General features: G+C 61.3%; 21 protein-coding genes. 7 read left to right on the forward strand and 14 right to left on the reverse strand.

What is annotated here, in order from left to right; genetic code table 11:
• Positions 1 to 19 precede the first annotated feature (19 nt).
• Together ABIC03_RS04130 and ABIC03_RS04135 are read right to left on the reverse strand one after the other, a co-directional pair.
• Positions 20 to 1252 (reverse strand): HlyD family secretion protein, encoded by a 1233-nt coding sequence (locus ABIC03_RS04130; protein WP_275167495.1) that lies wholly within the window; start codon positions 1250 to 1252, stop codon positions 20 to 22.
• Positions 1245 to 1655 (reverse strand): hypothetical protein, encoded by a 411-nt coding sequence (locus ABIC03_RS04135; RefSeq protein WP_354057496.1) that lies wholly within the window; start codon positions 1653 to 1655, stop codon positions 1245 to 1247. Before ABIC03_RS04135 ends, ABIC03_RS04130 begins: the two co-directional genes overlap by 8 nt.
• Before the next feature lie 180 nt (positions 1656 to 1835).
• On the opposite strand from ABIC03_RS04135, the gene ABIC03_RS04140 reads away from it, so the two are divergent.
• A complete protein-coding gene (locus tag ABIC03_RS04140; RefSeq protein WP_354055753.1) occupies positions 1836 to 2288 on the forward strand; it encodes a hypothetical protein in 453 nt (150 codons plus the stop codon).
• Positions 2289 to 2326: 38 nt separating this feature from the next.
• Complete coding sequence (gene ppk2, locus ABIC03_RS04145) at positions 2327 to 3127, forward strand: polyphosphate kinase 2 (protein ID WP_354055755.1); 801 nt, start codon at positions 2327 to 2329, stop codon at positions 3125 to 3127.
• A gap of 91 nt (positions 3128 to 3218) precedes the next feature.
• On the opposite strand, the gene ABIC03_RS39245 is transcribed toward ppk2, so the two are convergent.
• From ABIC03_RS39245 to ABIC03_RS04175, 6 genes are all read right to left on the reverse strand, one after another.
• Entirely contained in the window at positions 3219 to 3650 is a 432-nt protein-coding gene (locus tag ABIC03_RS39245; RefSeq protein WP_502916912.1) for a hypothetical protein, read from the reverse strand.
• A 174-nt stretch (positions 3651 to 3824) separates the two neighbouring features.
• Complete coding sequence (locus tag ABIC03_RS04155; protein ID WP_354055759.1) at positions 3825 to 4262, reverse strand: hypothetical protein; 438 nt, start codon at positions 4260 to 4262, stop codon at positions 3825 to 3827.
• Positions 4263 to 4293: 31 nt separating this feature from the next.
• Positions 4294 to 5994: an aspartate:alanine exchanger family transporter gene (locus ABIC03_RS04160; protein ID WP_275167500.1), complete on the reverse strand. Its 1701-nt coding sequence runs from the start codon at positions 5992 to 5994 to the stop codon at positions 4294 to 4296.
• Between the two features lie 15 nt (positions 5995 to 6009).
• Positions 6010 to 8763: a decarboxylase gene (locus ABIC03_RS04165; protein ID WP_354055761.1), complete on the reverse strand. Its 2754-nt coding sequence runs from the start codon at positions 8761 to 8763 to the stop codon at positions 6010 to 6012.
• Positions 8764 to 8935: 172 nt separating this feature from the next.
• Positions 8936 to 10678 (reverse strand): SulP family inorganic anion transporter, encoded by a 1743-nt coding sequence (locus ABIC03_RS04170; protein WP_354055763.1) that lies wholly within the window; start codon positions 10676 to 10678, stop codon positions 8936 to 8938.
• Complete coding sequence (locus tag ABIC03_RS04175) at positions 10675 to 11349, reverse strand: YoaK family protein (protein WP_354057497.1); 675 nt, start codon at positions 11347 to 11349, stop codon at positions 10675 to 10677. Before ABIC03_RS04175 ends, ABIC03_RS04170 begins: the two co-directional genes overlap by 4 nt.
• A 128-nt stretch (positions 11350 to 11477) precedes the next feature.
• On the opposite strand from ABIC03_RS04175, the gene aspT reads away from it, so the two are divergent.
• From aspT to ABIC03_RS04190, 3 genes are read left to right on the forward strand one after another with little or no spacing between them, the layout of a single operon-like run.
• Positions 11478 to 13166, forward strand: coding sequence for an aspartate-alanine antiporter (aspT, locus tag ABIC03_RS04180; protein WP_354055765.1), 1689 nt, complete (start codon positions 11478 to 11480; stop codon positions 13164 to 13166).
• A gap of 11 nt (positions 13167 to 13177) precedes the next feature.
• Entirely contained in the window at positions 13178 to 14065 is an 888-nt protein-coding gene (locus ABIC03_RS04185) for an alpha/beta hydrolase family protein (RefSeq protein WP_354055767.1), read from the forward strand.
• 27 nt (positions 14066 to 14092) lie between these two features.
• Positions 14093 to 14704: an invasion associated locus B family protein gene (locus ABIC03_RS04190; protein ID WP_354055769.1), complete on the forward strand. Its 612-nt coding sequence runs from the start codon at positions 14093 to 14095 to the stop codon at positions 14702 to 14704.
• Positions 14705 to 14716: 12 nt separating this feature from the next.
• Here ABIC03_RS04190 and ABIC03_RS04195 read toward each other — a convergent pair whose 3' ends face one another.
• Positions 14717 to 15091, reverse strand: a complete 375-nt coding sequence (locus ABIC03_RS04195; RefSeq protein ID WP_275167506.1) for a response regulator — start codon at positions 15089 to 15091, stop codon at positions 14717 to 14719.
• 196 nt (positions 15092 to 15287) lie between these two features.
• Positions 15288 to 15911: a response regulator transcription factor gene (locus tag ABIC03_RS04200; RefSeq protein WP_275167507.1), complete on the reverse strand. Its 624-nt coding sequence runs from the start codon at positions 15909 to 15911 to the stop codon at positions 15288 to 15290.
• 323 nt (positions 15912 to 16234) lie between these two features.
• Here ABIC03_RS04200 and ABIC03_RS04205 point away from each other — a divergent pair, with 323 nt between their 5' ends.
• Entirely contained in the window at positions 16235 to 16918 is a 684-nt protein-coding gene (locus tag ABIC03_RS04205) for a helix-turn-helix domain-containing protein (RefSeq protein WP_354055772.1), read from the forward strand.
• On the opposite strand, the gene ABIC03_RS04210 is transcribed toward ABIC03_RS04205, so the two are convergent.
• From ABIC03_RS04210 to ABIC03_RS04225, 4 genes are all read right to left on the reverse strand, one after another.
• The gene (locus tag ABIC03_RS04210) at positions 16896 to 17354 is read right to left on the reverse strand and encodes a potassium channel family protein (RefSeq protein WP_275167509.1); all 459 of its coding nucleotides are present in this window, start codon (positions 17352 to 17354) and stop codon (positions 16896 to 16898) included. The genes ABIC03_RS04205 and ABIC03_RS04210 overlap by 23 nt on opposite strands.
• A 105-nt stretch (positions 17355 to 17459) precedes the next feature.
• On the reverse strand, positions 17460 to 18668 hold the full coding sequence (locus tag ABIC03_RS04215; RefSeq protein ID WP_354055775.1) for an acetate/propionate family kinase: 1209 nt from the start codon (positions 18666 to 18668) through the stop codon (positions 17460 to 17462).
• 86 nt (positions 18669 to 18754) lie between these two features.
• A complete protein-coding gene (locus tag ABIC03_RS04220) occupies positions 18755 to 19870 on the reverse strand; it encodes an AI-2E family transporter (protein ID WP_354055777.1) in 1116 nt (371 codons plus the stop codon).
• Between the two features lie 65 nt (positions 19871 to 19935).
• A complete protein-coding gene (locus ABIC03_RS04225; RefSeq protein WP_354055779.1) occupies positions 19936 to 20781 on the reverse strand; it encodes an HD domain-containing protein in 846 nt (281 codons plus the stop codon).
• Between the two features lie 365 nt (positions 20782 to 21146).
• Between ABIC03_RS04225 and ABIC03_RS04230 the strand changes: the two genes are divergently transcribed.
• Complete coding sequence (locus ABIC03_RS04230) at positions 21147 to 21584, forward strand: hypothetical protein (protein ID WP_354055781.1); 438 nt, start codon at positions 21147 to 21149, stop codon at positions 21582 to 21584.
• The last annotated feature ends 269 nt before the right edge of the window (positions 21585 to 21853 follow it).

The raw sequence follows: 21853 nt of genomic DNA on the forward strand, positions 1-21853 counted from the left end.
AAGCCAAGAGCGGACCCATTCAGTGCCCGCTGAGCACCAGCGTCTTGATAGGCAGCAGCAGCGCCTGAATTCGCAAGAGCATGGCGTGCACGAGGCCGACGCCATCGACGACATGCAGAGCGACGGCCCGAGCAGTGCCCGTCTCCTTCGCAGTGATCTCCTCGTGATTGCTGGTATAGGCATTGACGATGCAGCTGCTGCCCGGCGTCAAGCCTTCAAGTCCGCCCTTGTAGAGCGGCTCCAGGAAGGCAAGTATCGAACCCGGCTTCCGTGCATTCTGAAGTTCAATCAATTCCTGGCCAGCCTGGACCTGGCCGGCGGCGATGTAATCCTGCACATCGGTGACAACGAGCGGAATGATCACCCACGGCTTGGAGATGCAGGTCGCTTCCGCGACCATCCCTACCTTCATCACCCCCGCTTCAATCTGTCCAAACCCGGCCTGCAGCCTACCCCTGCCGGCATCCGCCGGTATCAACACGCCGGCTGGTCGCATGATCTGGGCGACGAGATCGCCAGGTCGAACGAAGAACTGTTCGACCCGCCCGTCGACGCCGGCGCGAACGAAGGTCTTGTCGAGATCGACCTGCGCTTCAGCCAACGCCGCCTGGCCGCTCGCTTTTTCAGCCGGCAACAGCGTTGAAAGCCGCAACATCGCCGACGTCTTGGACGCGGTGGCCGAGTCCACACCAGCCTGCCGCTGGTTGACCACGACCTGTAGTTTCTCGATATCGCGTTGCGGGACGATACCGGGATTGCGGCGCTGCAGCTCCGTCTTGACGTCCAGCTCGTCCTTGGCCTGCTGAAGGCTGGCCTTGGCTTCCTGGATCTGCGCTTCGGCCTTGACCACGTCGTTTTCGGCGCTTGTCATCGCGGCGTCGACCTCGGCGATCTTGCGCGTGGCCGTCTCCAAGGCGGCCTTCTGCTTCGAACTGTCCAACCTGAACAGCACATCGCCTTTCTTCACTGCCTCGCTGTAGCCGACATTGACTTCCGCGACGCGGCCGGAGCCTTCAGGAAGGATGGGGACCGTCCGAAAATAGAGCGCGGCCGAGGTCGTTGACGGGTGAAAGTAGAAGATCATCGTGATCAGCGAAATCGTCAGCATCAGGCAGCCGGTGATGCCCCATCGCAATTCATACCAGATGGAAAAGAAAGTGATCTCCTTGCCGAAACGTTTGCCCTGGGCATAGCGGCGGTAGAGGTAGTCCGGCAGGATGGTCAGGAGGGAGCAGAACATGAGCTCAAACATGGCTGTGTTCCTTTCCCTTGACGATCGGCTTTTCAACCGGCGGCAAGCTGGAGAGTTCTGGCTCGCGACCCTCGCCGGGCGCGGCGTCGGCGATCCTCTCGACCGAGCCTGCGATACTCCGCAGCGGCGTGCCGAAATCCGGCAAGTCGATCATCGCGAGCAGAAGGCCGGCCACCCAGAAAATGTGCATGTGCGTAAAGAGCGAGATGATGCCGAGCACGGCCACGATCTCGAACTGAAGCTTCTGCGACTTGTGGGCCATTCGTTCCGGCAGGCTGTGCAGCTTCCAATAGAGCGTGCCAACCCAGAGTACTGTGCCGATCAGGAAGATCCCCATCACCACCATCAGCACGTCCGTGCCACTTCCCGGCGCGAGATAGAACGGCAGATGATGCGGGGCCATCGGATGAAGTTGCTCGCTCAATGGTCGCCTCCACAGAAGGGATCAGGGCGGTCTGCGCGCCGATTAGTTACCCTGGCCGCGCAGGTGAGAAAATTGCTTGATATGAATCAAGGGTCCGAACGGCGCGAAACGTAGCCTAGCCCTGACTCCGATCCCACAGCAAGCCAGGAACGCACAATCATGCCCGGCATCGATGAGCTCATTCCCAACGCACTGCAAATTCGCAAGGAAGCCGCGCTCGAGGAGGCCAGAAAGGCTGAGGAATACGTTCGCCTTGCCGCCGCGGCCGAAGCCGAGAAACGCGCTCTGATCGAACGACTGAGCAAACCGTCCGGCAAGACCGAGGAGGAGAAGATCAAGCTCGCCTCGACCATCATCCAGCGCGCGGTTCGCAACGGCCTGACCGAAGTGCAGGTCTATCGCTTCCCGAATACGCTGTGCACCGACAAGGGCCGCGCGATCAACCAGATGGAGGCGGGCTGGGAGACAACGCTGACTGGAATTCCAAAGGAGATCTTCGAGCTCTGGACCGAATACCTCAAGCCGCGCGGCTATCGCATCGGCTATCAGGTCATCGACTTCCCGGACGGCGTGCCCGGCGACATCGGGGTCACCATCTCCTGGGGCGACTGATCACGGTTTGGCCAACTCGAGGCAATGGAACGCGAAGCATGGCAAAGGCTGAAGCCTCAGAGCGGATGAAGCGCAAAGACTACGAGAAGGAGCTCGAAAAGCTCCAGATCGAGCTTTGCCACCTCCAGGACTATGTGAGGGAAAACAAGCTTCGAGTCATCGTCCTGTTCGAAGGCCGCGATGCGGCCGGCAAGGGCGGCACGATCAAGGCGATCACCGAAAAGGTCAGCCCGCGTGTATTCCGGGTAGTGGCGCTGCCGGCACCATCGGATCGCGAAAAGACGCAGCTTTTCTTCCAGCGCTACATGAAGCAGTTTCCGGCCGGCGGCGAGATCGTGATCTTCGACCGGAGCTGGTACAACCGCGCCGGCGTCGAATATGTCATGGGGTTCTGCTCGCCCGCCGAGCACGACCGTTTCCTGTCGCTCTGCCCGCAAATGGAAAAGTACGCCATCGATGGCGGCATCATCCTGATCAAGATCTGGCTCGAGGTCGGGATGGACGAGCAGGAGCGCCGCTTCAACGCCCGCATCGACGATCCGGTGCGGCAATGGAAGCTGAGCCCGATGGACCTCGAATCCTTCAAGCGCTGGTATGATTATTCGCGCGCGCGCGACCTGATGCTCAAGAAGACGAGCACGAAGGAGGCGCCTTGGTACATCATTCGCTCCGACGACAAGCGGCGGGCGCGGCTGAACTGTATCGCGCACATCCTGGAGGCTATCCCGCACAAGCGGATCAAGAAGGACAAGGTGAGGCTGCCGAAGCGTTCCGACAAAGGACGCTACAATGACCAGGCCGGCCTGCGCGGAATGAACTTCGTCGCCGAACGCTATTGACAAAGTGGTCGGGCCGCACTGCCGGTGCGGTCCGATCGTTGAGTCCGGGGCCAATGCTGACGGTGTATTAGAGCCCGCCAGCGGCGCATTCTCAGTATGGATACTGGTTGGGGCAGACCCAGTTTCCGTACGTGTCCTGATAGCAACCATTGTTGTAGTTGTTATTGTAGTATCCGTAAGCGCCCGCGGCGGCCGCACCGACGGCAGCAGCACCGTAAGCCGCGCCTCCGGGATAACCGGCGACGGGACGGCCGGGACGGCCCGCAACGGGGTAACCTGGACGGCCAGGACGACCAGCAATCGGATGGCTGGGCCGCGGACCTCCTGCGTAGTGGCGTCCGCCTCCGCCATGGATGCGTCCGGCATGAACCCCGCCGCCATGGAAGCCTCCGGCGCGCATGCCCCCTCCACCTCCGCGATAGCCACCACCGCCACCTCCGCGGCGGGCATAGGCATCATCGGGAATGAGCGTGGCCGTGAGAAGAACGACGGCCGCAACAAAAGCTAGTAGATAACGAAGCATGGCATGTCCTCCCTCGATATGGGTGCCGTGATCCGCTTCGACGATGCCTCGCGAAACGCGGTTGGCACCCGACCTGGCGCTGATTTGCGGGCGCTTCCCCGACCTACGTGCATGAGAAAAGCAGCCGCCATTCAGCTAGAGCGCCGCGACCGCCGAAGCGGCACGACTGCCGCTCTACCGCTTCAAAGCTATCGTCACGCCCCCCACAGCGGCTGACAGCTCCGCACCGACCTTCGGCCCGCTAAGCTGCAGAATCACGCCGTTGCCGTTTTGTAGCTGAACGGCACCTGCGCCAGCAGCGATAGCACCGCCCGCACCGCCGACAGCGTAGGAGCCTTCGATCGACTCCGGTCCCCTCAGGTTGAGGGCGCGACCGACCAGCTTGGTGGTCGAGGCGCCGATCGTGAAGCCGACGCTCATACCCGAGACGGTGAAGGGATATTTGTGGCCGCGATACAGCAGAACGCCCTCGCCCCCACCGATGCCAACGATGAATCCGCCCTTGGTGAAGACAACGGCAACTTGGCCGGTCTCTGCCCGGGATGGCGTGCTGAATCCGGCGACGCTTGCCAGCGAGGCGACCAGGGCGGCATAGATAGCGACTTTTCTCATGACTTTTCTTTCCTCTGGTTTTGACGCCGAGCTATTGAGCCAGGATCATTGCGAAGTAGCCGAACACGGTGAGCAGAATGCCCGATACGGCGTAGCCGACCGGGAACCCAATCCAGGGCACGGAGCTCTGGATTTCCACCGCGGCCTCGCGGCAAGGGCCGGAGTGCGACCGCGCACCGGCAACGCCGCCCATCAGCACGGCCGGGTTGATCTTGAAGACGTGGAAGCCGATCGCCCAGACGATGAACGGCGGAATCGTGCAGGCAATGAAGCCGGCAACGAAGATCTTCAGTGCCACGGCCCCGGTCAGCTGCGCCAATAGTCCCGCGCCGGCATTGATGCCGACGATGGCGACGAAGACCACGAGACCGAGATCCTCAAGCACATTGCGTGCCGCGTTCGGCGTATTGCCGAAGAAGCGCAGCCGTGAGACCAGCGATGAGACGATCACGCCCGACAGCAACAGACCGCCGGCGTTGCCGAGGCCGATCTTGGCACCAAAGGCCGGGAATTCGATCATCCCGATCAGGAAGCCGATGATCATGCCTGCGGCGAGCGTCAACAGATCGGTCGAGGTGTTGGTCCGTGCAATGCGGCCCCACATCTCGCCGAGCTCGTTGACGGCCGACTTGATGCCGACCACCGAGACGATGTCCATCCGCTGCAACTCGGTCTTGAGACCGGCCGGAATCTGCACGCCGCCACGTTCGACCTTGGTGACCTGCAACTGACCGGCAATGGCCGTCTCGCGGAAGGATTCAAAGGTCCGTCCCGCCATCGCCTTGTTTGTGACGAGGATGTCCGCCTGATCCATGGGAATGCCGAGCGCCTTGGCGTCGGCAACTTCCGGCCCGATCAGGCCCATCTTGTCGGTGAGATGCTCAGTCGAGCCGCCGAGCGCGACGACGTCGCCCTTTTCCAGAACGAGTTCGGGGTCGGCACCCAGCGGTTCTCCTCGGCGCGCCACATTGACGATGCGGTATTCGGGATTCATCGTGCGGAATTTGGCAATGCTCATGCCAACCTGGGCTGGATTATCGAGCCGGTAGGCACGGAGGCCGAACTGCCGGTAACCGGTCAGGCCGCCACCCTCGAGGTCCTTGACGCCAAACTCCTGCTCGTACTGCTTGGCTGCGGCCTTGGCGTCGACGCCCCACCAGCGCGGCAGGTATTTGCAGATCAGGATGATGCCGACGGTGCCCCAGATATACGTGATGCCGTAAGACAGTGCGATCATGCCCGACGCATCCTCGGGCTTCATGCCTTCAGGGAGCTTCACCACACCCGAGGTGATAGCCTGCTCGGCCGAACCGATCGCGGCAGACATGGTCTGAGATCCCGCCAGCATGCCGCCGGCAGCACCAATTGGCAGCGCAAACAGCTTGGCGCAAATCACGACCAGCGCAAGTCCGACAACACTGGACACGAGCGCAAGGATGCAGAACTTGAGGCCGTCGCCTTTCAGGCTGTTGATGAAAGAGGGCCCGACACGAAGGCCAACCCCATACATGAACAGGTAATAGAAGAGGCTCTTGGCGAAGTTGTTCAACTCGAGCTTCACGCCATAGACCGACGCCCACACAGATAGGCCGGCGCCCACCACGATGGCGCCGGCAACCATGCCTAGGCCGTAACCCTTGATGCTGGCCCGGCCGATCCAGACGGCGACGCCAACGACGAAGAACAGCAACAGAAACGGGTTCTGCTGCAAGAACGTGAAAAAGCTCTGCATGTCCGTCCCCTTTTATTACGATGCAGCCTTCAGCTTCGGCGTCGCACCGGGCTTGGGCCGGCCGATCTTCGCCAGGGCTTCGGCGCGTACGAGCTTCAGCCCTTCCTTGGCGTCGTAGCCGTGGATTTCCTTCACATCGAGCTTTCGCATGAAGTCGATGGTCTCCTGCGTGATCACCTGTCCCGGCACCATGATCGGAAAGCCCGGCGGATACGGGATCACGAAACTCGCGGAGACGAGGTCCGGCCCGGCCTTGAGGCGGCGGTCGATCTCGGAATCGCCGAGCCGGATATATTCGCACCCCGCTGCGTCATAGGCCGAGTAGAAGCCGCTACGGATGTCGCCCTCGTTGGTCTTGGTGCCGGCATCGCCACGGAAACTGTCGTGGAAGTGCGAGAAATTCGGCAGGTCGGGCACATCGGTCATCAGGCTCTTCACCCGCGCGTCGAAGGTCTTCTTCGCGTTGGCGCCGCCCTGAACCAGGCCACGGTCGACCTCGCCCGCGATCTCGGCCAGCACCCTCACCAGATGGGCGACGTCGCTGCGGGTGTTGTTGATGTTCGATTGGAACAACACCGAGTTGCGCGATGTCTTGTTGATCTGGATATTGTAGTCATTGGCGAGGATGCCCTTGAACTGCGTGCCGTCGTAGCCCGCGGTGCCGCACACCAAGGTCATGCGGGTCGGATCGAGGCAGAACTCGTCGTCGTCCAGGCTCTTCAGGACGCTCGCCCAGTTCATGCCTGTTGCGAGATAGTCGGTGAAGCCGCTCTGGCGATACTGCGCCGGCACCATGGCGTCCGCACCGAGAATCCGGAAGTATTTCGAGATCAGCGGATTGCTGTTGACCGCCTTGCGGATCGCGAACGCGATTTCGATCGCGTTGGCCACCAGACCGTAGCCCTCCAGCTCCATCTGGCGCCGCGAGACGTCAAGACTGGCGATGAGCTGCTGGTTCGGGCTGGTCGACGCGTGCGTGAATACCGCTTCCTTGAACTGCTGCTCGACGGTGTGGAATTCGACGTCCTTGACCGACAGCATCGAGCCCTGTCGGATCGCCGACATCGACTTGTGGGTCGAGTTGGTTTGGTAGACGCGCAAGCGGATCTGACGCGGATCGGGGATCAGCCGGGTCTTGAGCAACGTTTCGTCGGAAGGCGACTTACCGAGCTCGGCCTGCTGCTTCTCGTAAGCCGCGACCGATTTCGGATCATGCATCCAGGTCTCGATTTCGTTGGCGGCGCCCATCGCGGTCCGTCGCCGCAGGAACGGAGAGAAGCGCGCGAAGCCGAACCAGGCTTCGTCCCACAGGAAGATCAAATCCGGCTTGATCGCAAGGCATTCCTCCATCACCCGGCGGGTGTTGTAGATGTGGCCGTCGAAGGTGCAGTTGGTCAGGTCGAGCATCTTGACGCCGTCCAGCCGGCCATCGGCCCGCGCATTCAGCAGCGCCTGCTTGATGGTCTTCAGCGGCACCGCGCCGTACATCGAATACTCGGTCATCGGGAACGCTTCGACATAGATCGGCTGGGCGCCGGCCAGCACCATGCCGTAGTGGTGCGACTTGTGACAGTTGCGATCGACGATCGCGATATCGCCCGGCCCGAGCAGCGCCTGCACTGCCATCTTGTTCGAGGTCGAGGTGCCGTTGGTCACGAAGAACACGCGATCCGCGCCGAGCGCCCGCGCCGCCTTGTCCTGCGCTTTCTTAATGGTACCGGTCGGCTCCAACAAGCTGTCGAGGCCACCGGTCGTCGCGCTGCTCTCGGCCAGAAACAGGTTCAAGCCGTAGAATTCACCCATGTCGCGGATCCAGTCGGACCTGAACACAGACTTGCCGCGCGCGATCGGCAGCGCATGGAACGTTCCGATCGGACGTTGTGCATATTTCTTGAGATTGTCGAAAAACGGCGTGTCGAAGCGATCCTGGATACCTTCAAGGATGGAGAGATGGAGCTCGAGAAGCTCTTCAATGGAGTAGAATATCCGCCGAACCACGTTGGCGTCGGGGTCTCCAGCCATTTTTTCGACGTCGCGATTCGACATCAGATAGATGTCAAGCTCCGGACGTACCCGCTTGATGATGTGCGCGAGCCGGAGCGCAGATGCGTCGGCCTCGTCATTGAGGCCCGCGCCGGCCGTCATGGTCCGCAGGATTGGCGCGTCGTGACGCGAACGCAGACCGAACCCTTCGTTGATGACGACGGCCGCGATGTTGGGATTGAGCATTGTCGCGCAGAAGGCATCCTCAAGGCTGCCGACGATCACCGGCTCATAAACAAACGAATCCACCGGACGTCGCAGCTTTCGCCATTCGGCGGCGAGCGCCGGCCAGTGGTTGGAAGAGACGCCGGTGATAATCAGTGTTTCGAAATAGGGCCGATGGCCCCCATGCGATCCGAAGGTCGAGGGCACCAGCTCGGGCGAGGCATCGGCGCCGTCGTCCTTGGGATCCCAGTCGCCGGCGTGCTGGCGGAAGGATCGTGTCATCAAGGCCTGCGTGATGCGCGTCGTAAGGCCAAGTGACTCCGCCGCATCCCCGGCCGTTGCCGCTTCCCGCAAGGCCGCCATCAATTGCAGGCCGGGATAGCCGTGAAACTCCTCTATGACGGAAAGATCAGCCAGCGCCGCATCGTACTTCGTGCGGTCGCCGCCGCGCGACCATGCCTTCGCTGCCTCGACCAGATCGCGCCAATCATCCGCCCGTCCGCCGGGCCCGGAAATGAACTGATCGATGCGCTTTTCTGCAGCCTTGGCGTCCTTGGACATGTCTCTCTCCGGATCTTTGCGACGTCTCGTCCGGGATCGTGATGCCCGCCCACCTCGGTCCATTGATCCAAGTCAAGGGTCGAGCACCTTGCAGAGGCCCGGAACAATTTGCGATGCGGACATCGTCCAAGGCGCTACCGCGTGATCGATTGAGGACGATGGTGAGATCGCATCAGAGCCGGCCCGCCCATAAGTCGGGTGTATCTTTTGGATTGGGATCAGATGATTGCCCGGTCGTGCTCTCCCCGAGTACGCTGTCAACCGAACGAAGCCACGCTCCGCTGTCGGTCTTTTCCGCCAGGCCTTCGGCCCGCAGCAAATCGCGCAATTGTGCGTGCGCGCCGACGATTCGGAACGTGATATTCCGGGAGGCGAGTTCGTCATAGAGATCGTGCAACATGCGCGCGCCGGCCAGATCGATGTAGGGGGATGCCGATAGATCGCAGACAACCAGTTTGGCGCCGACCGACAGCGGCAAGGTGCCTAACACTGTTTCCAGGATCGTTTCAGCATTGATGTAGAGCAACGAGGCTTCGGGTCGAAACGCGATGATGCCGACCAATGGCTCGACGCCCTCATGCCTCGCATTATCGGAGTAACGGCCGGTACCGGGGAGCCGGCCGAGGAAAGCAACATTCGGACGCGAGGCCCGCGCCAGGAGCAGGAAGATCGACGCGACGACCGCCAGCAAAATGCCCTGCAGGATGCCCAGGAGCAACACTGACAGAAGGGCAATCGCCGCGGCATAAAAGTCGATGCGGCTGACTTGCCACATCCGCAACAGCGCGCGGATGTCCACCAGCCTGTAGACGGCGGCGAGGACGATCGCCGCCAGCACTGCCTTGGGCAAGTTTGTCAACAGACCCGTGAAGAACAGCAGGCACAGCGCAAGCGTCGCCGAGCAGATCACCAGGGCCAGCGGCGTGCGCGCCCCGGCATTGTCGTTGACCGCAGATTGCGACAGCCCGCCGGCCACGGGGTAGCCGTGGCCGAAGGCGGTGACGAGGTTCGCCGCGCCAAGCCCCAAGAACTCCTGCCGGACATCGAGGGCATAGCCGTGCTTGGCAGCAAAGCTGCGGGCGGCGGAGACGCCTTCGATATAGGCCAGCAGTACGCATCCCGCAGCCAGCGGGAAGAGCTCGTCGGGCTCCAACAAACCAAAACTCGGCAACCCGATAGCCGGCAATCCCTCTGGGATTTGCCCGGTGACTGGTACGCCAAGCGACGGAAGGCCAAGCAGTGTTGCCAAAACAATCGACAGCGCCATGATCGTGAGCCCGACCGGCCTTCCCGGCAGCCGCCGCTCTCCCACCAGCAGGAACGAGAGCGCGATGGCTCCGATCGCCAGAACCAGCCAATTGATGCCGCCGAGCTGCCCGGCAAGCTTGATGGCGCGATCGAAGAAATTGTGACCGCCTCCGGCGACGCCGAACAGGCTCGGCAACTGGCTCATCATGATGGTAAGTCCCGCGCCGGCCTTGAATCCGACCAGGATACTGTCGCTCACCAGGCGGACGAGAACGCTGAGCTTGAACAACCACGCGATCAGGCACAGCAGCGCCACCGCGCACGCGGCCAGGCTTGCGATCTCGGCGTATTTCGCCGCATCTCCGCCGGACAGCGTCCCGACCGTCGCCGCAATCATCAACGAGATCGCGGAGGTCGGACCGACCGCAAGCTGGCGAGACGACCCGAGCAACGCATAGCCGATGCCGCCGAGCATGTAGCCGTAGATGCCGATCTGGGGCGGCAGGCCCGCCAGCGTCGCATAGGCCAGTGACACGGGGATGGCGTAAGCCGCGAGGGTGATTCCGGCGATTGCGTCCGAACGCAGCCAGGCACTGTGATACTGCGCAAGCCAGATTGCGGGCGGAAACAGAAAGGTCCAGCGCGATCTGCGGTCAGATGAGGTCATGGCCTGGCCTCGTCGCCTGGACTTTCGCAACGCAACAGCACGACCAGGAGCGCGATCACGGGAACGCCGAGCGCCAGGTTCGGGATCTGTTTGGTCGCGAAGGCGCCAAGCGCGGCACCGAGGCCGAACGTGATGCACAAGACAGCGAAAACGCCCGAGGGCCGCAGCGCCCCATCGCCAGAAGCTACAGCAAACACCCCTTCAATTGCCTGCCGCATGTTGCCCGTGATCATGACGGAGCTGTAGGGCACGCCCTCAACTCTCGTGAAGACCGCGCTCTGTACGGCGGCGACGAACGAAATGCCAAGTGTACCCGCGAGATCCGGCAGGCGATTGTGCAGGACGGCGATAACGACCAGCAGGAGGATTTCCAGCAGAACGCTGATGGCAATGGCGCGCTCTCCCGCCGCGCGGCGCAACCATGACGCGACGACGATACCGACCGCGAACGCAAGGATCGGTGGGACGAAGTGGAGCGCTTTCGCCCAGTCGCCGACGGAGCCATGGACCCACAGCAGGACGAGATTGGCCGTCTGGGCGTTGGCCATGACGCCGTGGACGATCCACGTATAGGCGTCGAGGTAGCCGCCGGTGAAGGCCAGCAACAGCGCGACAGGCACCGTTTCGTCGCGGCGTATCGACGAAGCGGCGGTGGTATCCATCGTACTCATGCCCCAACGTCGGGTTTTGAAATCCTGCAACTCAACAGGGAGCGTCTGGCCGACCGCGAGGTTGATCTGGATCAAGCATCGGCGGCTATCACCAACCAGATTGGCGCAAATGGCTGGAGGGCCCGCCCATGAGCACGGTCAGATGGATCATATCCGCCGCGCCGGAAATTTTCCTGCTGCTGTCCGTCGCGCTCGGCACCATTCTTGGTCGCGTCAGAATCCGCGGCTTTTCGATAGGCACCACCGCGTGCACGCTCATCGTTGCCGTCCTGATCGGGCAGCTTGGCACCTTCACGTTTCCTTCCCTGCTCAGGATTATTCTCTTCAGCCTGTTCGTGTTCACGATCGGCTACCGATCCGGACCCGAGTTCTTTGCCTCGCTGAGCATCCGGACCCTGGCTCAGGTCGCGCTCGCGCTCGTGCTTGGTGGTACCGGCCTCGTCATCGTTCTCATATTTGCCCATGTGTTCGCGCTCGGTCCCGGCACCGCTTCCGGTCTTGCTGCGGGAGCCCTGACACAATCGTCGGTCATCGGCACCGCATCTGGCGCACTATCCCAGCTCGGACTGACCAAAGAGGTGCTGCAGCAACAGGACGCCAATATCGCCGCCGGCTACGCCGTCACCTACGTACTCGGCTATATCCTCACGCTCCTGTACGTGCCGTTTGTCGCGCCGAAATTGATGCGGATCGATCTGAAAGCGGAAGCTGCAAAGCTCGAGGCGGAGCTTTCGGGCGGCAACCCGCCACAAACTGAAAATCTGCATTATCGTAAATTCCAGGCCCGCGCGTACCGGGTTTCGGCAGCGGCGGGACGGACCGTCGGCGCCGTCGAAGACCAGATCGGCAGCCGCAGCGTGATCGAGCGGATCGTGCGCCAGGGCGCTGACGTCGAACCGCATCGCGATACTGTTCTTGAAGCGAACGACGACATCGTTATCGCAGGCCGCACCGCCGCCATCGTCGCTGCAAAGCCGATTGTTGGCACCGAGATCGACGCTGACGAGATCCTGAAGGCGCTTCCCGGCAACGTGGTCGAGGTCCTCGTCGACAATCGCAAGCTCCATGGCCGCTCAGTCAAGGAGGTGGCTGAACGCGTTGGCGACGCTGCGCGCGGCGTGTTCCTGCGCACCTTGACGCGGATGGGACGCGAGGTCCCCCTGAGCGCCGATACCCGCGTCTATGTCGGTGACGTCATGACGCTGGTCGGCAGCACCCGCAACATCGAGCGCGCCGCCTCGCAGGTTGGACAGATCCTGAGCTCCGACGACCGTACCGACATTGCATTCCTTGCCGCAGGCATTGCCGTAGGTCTTCTCGCCGGTCTCGCGAGCGTCAAGATCGGTTCAGTGCCCCTGACTCTGGGCGGCGGCGGCGGTGCCTTGATAGCGGGACTTTTCTGCGGCTGGCTGCGCTCGCGCCGGCCGACCATGGGTGCGATGCCGCCCGCCGCGCAGCAAACGCTGAGCGACCTCGGGCTCGGCGGCTTCATCGCGGCGATCGGACTCGGCAACGGCCACGCAGCCTGGGTCGCGATCCAGTCGCACGGTATGCTGCTGGTCGGCATGGGCCTGGTCGTCACGCTGGTACCGCTGATTGTGACCACCCTGTTCGCGCATCGCGTGCTTCGCATGAACCCGGTCATCATTTGCGGAGCGCTCGCCGGCGCCATGACGGTCGATGCCGCCGTGACCGGCGCCTGCGAAGTTGCAGAAAGCCAGACGCCGGTGCTCGGCGTCGCGGTGCCCTATGCTGTCGGAAACGTTGTGCTGACCGTGCTTGGACCGATCATCGTGGCCAGCACTTTCGCCGGTTGAAGGAGGCGCGCGTGAATCTCCGCCATGCTTCAACAGTGACTTACCTGGCGGCAGCATTGAGTATCCTGGCCTGCATTATTGCTCCAGCACGTGCCGACGACAATGTCCGCATCCAGGAGGAGGTCTGGGCTCTGCCGCTACCGCTGCCGATGTTCGCCTATGTAGTGCGGCCCGTCGGCGACGGCCCCTTCCCGCTGGCGATCATGAACCACGGCGTGTCGCTCAAGCCCGTCGATCGCAGCTTCTTCCCGTTGGTGGAGTTCCGTGGCGCCGCCAAATGGTTTGCCAAGCGCGGCTACCTCGTGGTTGCACCAGTCGGCACCGGCTATGGGGCAGCCGCGATCGATATTCCCGAGCATGGTCTCTACGGACCGTTCTTCTCCAAGGTCGGAAATTGCACCAATCCGAACTTCCACGACGCCGGCCGTGCAGTTGCGCAAGCCGATCTCTGGATCATCGACTACATGGTGGCCGAGAAGCGCGTTCTGCCGAAGGACGTGATCGTCATTGGACAGTCCGCGGGCGGCTGGGCTTCCATTGCGCTCTCGAGTGCAAACCCGCCGCAGGTCAAGGCAATCATCACATTCGCAGCAGGACGCGGGGGCCGCGTCGATGGCAAACCCAACAACAATTGCGCACCGGACAAGCTGGTCGAAGCGACTGCCGATTTCGGCCGAACCTCGCGGGTGCCAATGCTATGGTTCTATATCGAGAACGACACGTTCTTCGGCCCTGCCCTGTCGAAGCGCATGCATGAGGCCTTCACTGGGGCCGGCGGCAGGGCCGAATATCATCTGATGCCGCCCTTCGGCAACGAAGGACATTTCTTCGTCGGCTCGCATGACACGATCCCGATGTGGTCACCGCTCGTTGAACGATTTCTGGACGCGCAAAAATAGCCGCAGAGGCTAGCGTGGAGGCAGAACATGATTGACGCAACTTCAAGACCTTCGCCTGGGCGTGCGCTCGCCTGCTTTTCCATGTTTTTCGCGGCGGTTGTTGCCGGACCAGCGTCGGCGCGAAATGCAGCCGCGCCAAGGCCGACCGCAGAGGCGAAGCCCGCCGAAATCGCACCTCGCGGGCAGCGCGAGGCCAAGGACATCACCTATGGCGACTGGAAAAAGCTGTGCGTGAAGCCTGGTGGAACGCCGGCGCTGTGCCGGACCTCGATCACGGGGCGGTTTGCGACGGGCCAGATGGCAATCCGCCTGGACCTGATCGAGCGTGACGGCGACCCCATTGCGCGCCTGCAAGTGTTTGTTCCCGTCGGCATGTATCTGCAGAGGCCCGCCAAGCTGACGATCGATGGAGTAAGCGCCCAGTCATTGCCCTACACCTGGTGCCTGACCAATACCTGCATTGCCGCCGACGCAGCGGATCCCAAGTTCGTCAAAGACATGGATGGAGGCAAGGTCCTCCTGCTCGAACTCACCGATTCCAACCTTCTGTCTCTGACGACGTCGTTGCCGCTGGCACAGTTCGGCCCGGCTCACAAAGGCGCGCCCACACAGATCCTGGAGCAGGACATCGAGGAGTGAGCAGCGGCGGCTTCAGCCATGCTCTGCGCAGGCGCGTTCAATGGAGTCGATGAGTGCGCTTGCTGCGAAGGGTTTGGCCAGATAGGCGGCGCACCCAGACTCAATCGCGGCAACCTGATTCGCCCGGCAGTCGTTGCCGGTAATGTAGATGACGGGGACCGTGGCACCCTCGCTGGCGAGCCTGCGGCGGAGTGAGATACCCGACTCGCCGTTTAGATTGATATCCAGAACGATGCAGCACGCCTCTTCTATGCACCCATGACGAAGCAACGCACCCGCGGAATCAAAAGCAACCGCATCAAAGCCGTGCTTCCGAAGCAGCCGCTCCAAGCTTCGGCGCATTGATAAATCATCATCCACGACGTAAATCGGCTTACGTGCAAACAATGGCCCGTCTTTCTGATTGGAAACCTGTCACTCGCGTCGCAACGAACGCTACGGGGCAAAGGTTCCTGCGCTAATCCGACGGCTAACGACGCCGGTATGTAGGCGGTCCAGGCCGAACTATGTCAATAACATTTCATATTGTCCCATCGTACAGGTCTGATCACCGACGTGACGAAGCCACGAAAACCGGCCTGCATCACATCTTTGCCGAATCCAGAAGGCCGAGCCGCTCTGCAGCGGACACCAGTTCGGCAAACGATAGTACCTGCATCTTTGTCATCACTTGGTGGCGGTGCGCCTTCACCGTGCGTTCGGTCGTTCCAAGCTCATAGGCGATCTGCTTGTTGATTTTACCGCGTACGATCAGGTCGAACACCTGTCGTTCGCGCCGCGATAGAGACCTCAAGCGAGAACGTAGCGAATCGAGCTTGCTGTGTTGACTCCGCGCCGCCTCCTGTTGAGCCATTGCCCGCTCAATCGCATCGATCAACTGTTCCGACGACACCGGCTTGGTCAGAAAATCCTCCGCGCCGGCCTTGATCGCACGGACCGTCGTCGCGGTATCCGCATGTCCGGTCAGAAAGACGATGGGCAGCGGCGAATGGCATTGGACGAGGGAGGCTTGCAACTCCGGCCCGCTCAGGCCCGGAAGCTGCACATCGAGCAAGATACATCCCGGATCGTCGGACCCTGGCGGATCATCCAGTAACTGCTGGGCGGACGCGTAGGTCACAACTTCATACCCAGCCAGTTTAAGCCGACGCTGGATCGCCGTCCGGAAGGACGCGTCGTCGTCCACGACATAAACGAAGCCGGGCAAGTTTTTTCCTCGCTGGGTACTTCAAATGCAGAAAGACCAGACGTTTAGTACCTGATAGTACCTGAGCAAAGCAGCACAATTGGAATGCCACAACCGCGAACGGAGCGTCTGTTTTCGGCATATTGCCGCACCATCTGACAGACACTCTGACGGGTTCTCGTCCAGCGCATCGAACCCTTCCTGTACCTTGGTACAATGCACCTACAGCCAATGGTTGAAAACCCCACTTATGGCCTAAACAACCTTCGCGGGAAGCGGATTTTCGGCGGCTCCTCATTCCCGACGATGGAAATACCGCGTCACCATCAGTTCGGGAGTTGGCCATGTTCGTTCGCACCGCTGCCGACGCCTCCTCGCGACTTTATTCGCTCCGCGAGCTAGGGTTAAACACCGATTCAAACCCAATCATCAGTTTAAACGAATTTACCTACAAGAAAGGCTCGGAAGTCTACGGCGAGAAGGAGCCTGCGGATTACGTTTATCAGGTGAAGAGGGGCGCGGTGCGAAGCTATAAGCTGCTGTCCGACGGCCGGCGCCAAATCGGCGCATTTCACCTGGCCGGCGATATTTTCGGGCTCGAGAACGGCGGCGTGCACCGATTCACGACTGAAGCGATCGTCGACACCACGGTTCGTCTGGTCAGGCGCCAAAGCCTCGAGCTGGTTGCTCAGGGCGACCCCATGGTTGCCCGCAACCTGCTGAGCATGACCACCAAGAACCTTCAGCATGCGGAAGACCACATGCTGCTGCTTGGCCGCAAGACGTCGCTGGAGCGAGTCGCAGCCTTCCTGATCGAGATGGACAAGCGGCTGACGGCTGCTGGCATCATGGCGCTGCCGATGTCGCGGCGCGATATCGCCGACTATCTCGGATTGACGCTGGAAACCGTCTCCCGCGCACTATCGCGGTTGCATGAGCTCGGGATCCTCGGCTTCATCGGAAACACCCAGCGCCAGATCGTGCTGCTGGACAGGCTGAAGCTCGCTAGCCTCGATCTCCAGAACTAGACTTAGGTGCCGCAATCGCGGCGAGATGCTCGACCGTCTTGCGCAGAACCTCAAACAGGACCGCAGTCGACCATCCGAACATCAGGATTCCGTTCATAGCTGTCATGGGTCCCGTCAGCCGCCACCCCGCCACGGGCGTAATGTCCCCATAACCAAGCGTGGTGTAGTTCACGAACGTGAAATATAGCAGATCGCTGCCCGGAGGCGCCGCGCCGACTGCCGCATAGGCGAGCGCCCAAATGAGAACCTCGACAGTGTGCGCGACCATCAAAATGACAGCAGTGGTGACCATCACGGCCATCAGGTGCGACCGGGGCCGCGCCGTGTGCCTCAATCCGGCGGTACGAGCGATATCGATGGCCGCAACGGTCACCAGCGCGTGAATCATGATGTTGATCACGCTGATCAAGGTACCGAGCAGGAATTGAACCGCCATTACACACTCCTGGTGCCGACATCGAAGAAGCCGTCCGATAATCCCGCAAGCGCCGACCACGCCCCCCCTCAACGCCTGGCCGCAACCCGGATCAAGGAGAACGTATCACGATGCCCCGTTTGGAGCTGTCGAGCTACGGTTCATCAGCAGCGCCAACGTGTGTCTCGCGATCATGAGATCCTCGTCGGACGGCACGACGTAAACTGGAATGCGGCTGGCGGAAGACGATATCAGCTGCGATTGCCGCGCATTCTGCGCCATATCAAGCTTGACACCGAGCCATGCGAGCCGCTCCGCCACGCGCGAACGGATCGACGCGGAGCTTTCGCCGATCTCGGCGGTAAAGACAAAGGCATCGAGCCCTTGCAACGCAGCTGCGAGCATACCGGCGTTAAGGCCGACCCAATGAACGAAATAGTCGATCGCAACTTTTGCGTCGACATCCTCACTTGCCTCAAGCTGACGCATATCGCCGCTGAGGCCCGAGAGGCCGTTCAACCCGTAATCTCCGAGGAGAAACTCCTGCACCCTGGACGCTGCCATTCCCTTCTCCGAAATGAGATAAAGCACAACTCCGGCGTCGATCTGCCCTGGTGGCGCTTCCATCGGCAGTCCGTCTATCGGGGTGAATCCCATGGTGCTCTCGACGCTCCGTCCTTCATGGAGCGCGCACATTGATGCCCCACGCCCGAGATGCGCGACAATCACCCGCCCCATCGCGATTTCTGGCGCAACCTTCAGCAAAGTCCTCGCGATATATTCGTAGGAGAGGCCATGAAATCCATTGCGCCGTACGCCTTCGGCATGAAGCCAACGCGGGATCGCGCAGTGGTCGGCCACCTCAGCATGGGTTCGATGAAATGCGGTCTCGAAGCAGGCGACCTGCGGGAGCGTTGGGAAGTCAGACAGGATCAAACGTATTGGAGCCAGATTGTGCGGCAGATGAAGCGGCGCCAATTCCGTCAGTCCATCCAGGCGAGTCAGGACCTCCTGATCAATCAGGACCGGGCGGTCATGCTCCGCACCGCCGTGAACGACGCGATGCCCGACAGCAATGGGGCTGATATGAAGCTCATCCCGCAACCAAGCGACTGCAATGTTCAGTGCGGCCGAAATATCCAGCACCGCTTCGATCGGATAGGCGCGATTGGCAAGCGGATCACCGCCGGCACTGCTCGCTTGCAGTCGCGGGCAACGCCCGATGCCGTCGATCCGCCCCTTAATCTGCTGTCGTAAGATTCCTTCTCCTTCGACCGAATAGATCCGGAACCAGAGGTGGGAAGAGCCGGCATTGATGACAAGGATGGTATCCATGGCACTCACGTCGCACTCGTTGGAGCATGTCAAAACCCTGCATCAACACCGACGGTCACAGCAACGGCACCAAGCGAGCCAGACAGTCAACGCTCGATCGCCAGTTTTGCCGGCACAGCACGTTCGGTACGAATCCAGGCCACCGTCAGCTCCCAGACCACAGATAGAATGATAGGTCCGATGAAGAGGCCGATGATCCCGTGGAAGAGGGTTCCTCCGATCACCCCGATCAGGATGACGAGCGCTGGCGTGGTCAGGCCGCGGCCCATGACAAGCGGTTTCAGGATGTTGTCGAGAACTGATACGATCACGAAAAACACCGTCAGCAGGAGGGCGATCGGAAATTCCTTGTCGGTCCAGATCCAGATGATGACGGGCAGGATGACGATGGCCCCGCCGATCTGCACGATCGACAGCAACAACACCACAAAAGCCAGCAGCCCTGCGCTGGCGATGCCGGCCAGCTTGAAGCCGATACCCGCCAGCAACGCCTGGATGATGGCGACGCCGATCACGCCCTGGGCCACCGCGCGGATCGTGGCACCCGCTAGATCCAGAAAGTGCTCGCTCTGGTCCGGCACGACGCGCGACAGAAAGCTGCGCCCCGCAGCCACGAGCTGAGGTCCATACGGAAACAGCACCCCGGCCACCGCCACCGACAGCAAAAACTTGACCGTTCCCACACCGGCATTGCCGGCAAACCCAAGCAAGGTGGCCGCGAATGGCTTCAGATAAGGCACGATCGCGCGCAAGAGCGACCGGAGGTTGGTCGTCGCCTGATCCCAGAGATCGAAGAGCTGAGGCCCAATGACTGGCCACTCCTTGAGGGACTGCGGCGGCGAAGGCACATGCAATTCACCAGCCGTCACCTGGGCGGCAAGATCGGTGATCCCGTCGACCGCGCCCATGCCCAGCCAGGTCGCCGGTCCGATCACCACAGCCAGGTTGACGAGCGTGAGGATCGTCGCCGCGAGCTTCGGCCGTCCACCGAGAATGTTGCTGAGGCGCCGAAATACCGGGTTCAGCGCAGCGGCGAGCACGACACTCCAGGCCAATATGGGCACGAATGGACGGACCAGGAGAAGGGCCCAGATGAGCAACAGACCCAGCAATCCCAGCCGGATCAGAAGCTGGATGATCTCGTCTCCTGAGAATATCTGGCGGAGTGTTTTCACGGACGCGCCTTCAGCCATGCCGCGCATGCTGAGGCGAACTAGCCCCTGCTCTCACGCCGCACGCTTGATCCAGATCAAGCGTCGAGCCTCTTCTAGGGCTGTGGTCCGGACAGCGTCAGTTCGCGCTCGGCCCGAAATACGTTGCCGTAGAGACTCGCGATCCATTGCCGGCCTCGGGACGTCACGTTGAGATAACGTATCGCCGGCTGGATCTGGGGAGCCACGTTACTCCAATAAAATTGCGGATATTTGTAAACGATGTCCGCTGGCGTCGCGTAGCCCAGGGTCTTGTTGAGTCCGATCTCTTCGAATTCGTAGAACAGCGCGTTGGACTTCTTCAGATAGTTGGGATCGCCGAGCTGACCGATGAGATCGGCGGCCCGCAACAGCAATCCCTCCTCTTCGATGAGGCTGTCATTCGAAGACATCGTGTAAGGAAACCGGGTATATTCGATCGCCCGGGCGACCCGGTCGGCATCCAGCTGTTCGACGGAATCCAGCCGTTCCAGCACGAACAGTTTCGACCGATCGACATGGTATGGCGCGAGAGCCGCATCGGACGATCCGCGCGGCAGACGAACGGTGTTGCCCGTGACGTCCGCGATGAACAGATCGTCCTCATCGCCCTGAACGACGCCGCGGACGTATCCGATGTCGTGGAAAAGGCACGCCAGAATGAAATTCGCATAGTCATTTGCTGTGGTGGGACGCAGCAACGCACGTCCCGTCAAGATATCGTGCCCGGCCAGGGTTACGAGCAACGTATGCTCGATATTGTGATACAGGGCATCGCTATTGCCGATGCACTCCATCGTGAGCTTGGCCGCGAACGGAAGCAGTTCTGTCAGACCGGCATGGGAGGCACCGAACCGGTCCTTGGTTTCCGTCGTCAGAAACGCGCCCAGAGCTTGCGACACCAGTTCCGGAACTGTGATCATCAGGTCTCTCCGCCATGGTATTGTCGACGATGCAGATCAAGCCATGTCTCTCTGCGATCAATGCTGGCGATATTCGCAGATTCTTCAAGCCGGCCGCGCTCTGCGACCTTAAAGACGATCCATCTGGTGCCGCGCCTCGGGCAAGCGGACCCGTGACCGGTCGGAGCCGCTCACGGTCTCCAACCTCTCTCGTTGATTCAAATCAAGGCCAAGCCGGTAACGAAGGCAAACATTTCATGTGCACGGCCATGCCGCCGGCGTGACGGAATTCTTCTCTTGCCGGTCAGTCGAGATTTAAACCAGTGGAGGACATTATGAGGTTCATCAAAGGGGCATTTGCAGCAATTCTTACTGTCGCGAGCGCCATGATTTCTGTACCCGGAAGCGAAGCAGCGCCTTTGCCTACCAACGTCGGCGTGATGAGAGCAGCGCTCGATAACGACGTAGTAAACGTGCGCTACGGAGGCTGGGGTTATCGCGGCGGATGGGGTGGAGGCTACCGCGGAGCGGGATTGGGCTATCGTGGTTTGGGATATCGCGGCGCCGGATATGGCTACAGAGGTTATGGATATAGAGGCTACCGTGGCTGGGGCGCCGGCGCGGTGGTCGCGGGCGCCGTCGTCGGTGGCGCGATCGCAAGCTCCGGCTACTATGGTGCATATCCGTCCTACGGCGGCGGATACTCCTCTTACGGCGGAGGATACGGCTATGATTATTGTCCGCCCAGTGCCTACAGCGCCTACGGAAGCTATGGCGGTTATGGCGGCTACTACGCGAGACGGAGCTACTATTCCGGCTGGTAGAATCTGCCTCGGATTCTCCTGAGCACGCGCTCTTGGTGCCAGGGCTCGTCTTCGCGAGCCCTGAAAGCGCCAACGCGGCCGTATACTGCCAATATTGTGAACTACCCCGCGCATTGCGTCGCAAGACCGGGCGTCGCCCTGGGAGTGCGTCCCGTCGCGCGCGCTGCTGCACGAGAAGCAGTGCGGTCCGGCACTCCGACCAACCGCGGCGGTCCGGTCGATCGCGCCGGCAGACGCTGCCTGGCTTGCACGATAAGACCACAAAAATG

The sequence above is a fragment of the Bradyrhizobium sp. RT6a genome (assembly GCF_040547675.1).
Classification (GTDB): Bacteria; Pseudomonadota; Alphaproteobacteria; order Rhizobiales; family Xanthobacteraceae; genus Bradyrhizobium.

Excerpts from the sequence above, each read along its gene's own strand:
- aspT (WP_354055765.1), top strand. The coding sequence starts at position 11,478 with ATGAGCACGGTCAGATGGATCATATCCGCCGCGCCGGAAATTTTCCTG.
- ABIC03_RS04160 (WP_275167500.1), bottom strand. The coding sequence starts at position 5,994 with ATGCAGAGCTTTTTCACGTTCTTGCAGCAGAACCCGTTTCTGTTGCTG.
- ABIC03_RS04220 (WP_354055777.1), bottom strand. The coding sequence starts at position 19,870 with ATGCGCGGCATGGCTGAAGGCGCGTCCGTGAAAACACTCCGCCAGATA.
- ABIC03_RS39245 (WP_502916912.1), bottom strand. The coding sequence starts at position 3,650 with ATGCTTCGTTATCTACTAGCTTTTGTTGCGGCCGTCGTTCTTCTCACG.
- ABIC03_RS04225 (WP_354055779.1), bottom strand. The coding sequence starts at position 20,781 with ATGATCACAGTTCCGGAACTGGTGTCGCAAGCTCTGGGCGCGTTTCTG.
- ABIC03_RS04155 (WP_354055759.1), bottom strand. The coding sequence starts at position 4,262 with ATGAGAAAAGTCGCTATCTATGCCGCCCTGGTCGCCTCGCTGGCAAGC.
- ppk2 (WP_354055755.1), top strand. The coding sequence starts at position 2,327 with ATGGCAAAGGCTGAAGCCTCAGAGCGGATGAAGCGCAAAGACTACGAG.
- ABIC03_RS04230 (WP_354055781.1), top strand. The coding sequence starts at position 21,147 with ATGATTTCTGTACCCGGAAGCGAAGCAGCGCCTTTGCCTACCAACGTC.
- ABIC03_RS04210 (WP_275167509.1), bottom strand. The coding sequence starts at position 17,354 with ATGGCGGTTCAATTCCTGCTCGGTACCTTGATCAGCGTGATCAACATC.
- ABIC03_RS04140 (WP_354055753.1), top strand. The coding sequence starts at position 1,836 with ATGCCCGGCATCGATGAGCTCATTCCCAACGCACTGCAAATTCGCAAG.
- ABIC03_RS04175 (WP_354057497.1), bottom strand. The coding sequence starts at position 11,349 with ATGAGTACGATGGATACCACCGCCGCTTCGTCGATACGCCGCGACGAA.
- ABIC03_RS04165 (WP_354055761.1), bottom strand. The coding sequence starts at position 8,763 with ATGTCCAAGGACGCCAAGGCTGCAGAAAAGCGCATCGATCAGTTCATT.
- ABIC03_RS04170 (WP_354055763.1), bottom strand. The coding sequence starts at position 10,678 with ATGACCTCATCTGACCGCAGATCGCGCTGGACCTTTCTGTTTCCGCCC.
- ABIC03_RS04190 (WP_354055769.1), top strand. The coding sequence starts at position 14,093 with ATGATTGACGCAACTTCAAGACCTTCGCCTGGGCGTGCGCTCGCCTGC.
- ABIC03_RS04135 (WP_354057496.1), bottom strand. The coding sequence starts at position 1,655 with ATGGCCCCGCATCATCTGCCGTTCTATCTCGCGCCGGGAAGTGGCACG.
- ABIC03_RS04205 (WP_354055772.1), top strand. The coding sequence starts at position 16,235 with ATGTTCGTTCGCACCGCTGCCGACGCCTCCTCGCGACTTTATTCGCTC.
- ABIC03_RS04215 (WP_354055775.1), bottom strand. The coding sequence starts at position 18,668 with ATGGATACCATCCTTGTCATCAATGCCGGCTCTTCCCACCTCTGGTTC.
- ABIC03_RS04130 (WP_275167495.1), bottom strand. The coding sequence starts at position 1,252 with ATGTTTGAGCTCATGTTCTGCTCCCTCCTGACCATCCTGCCGGACTAC.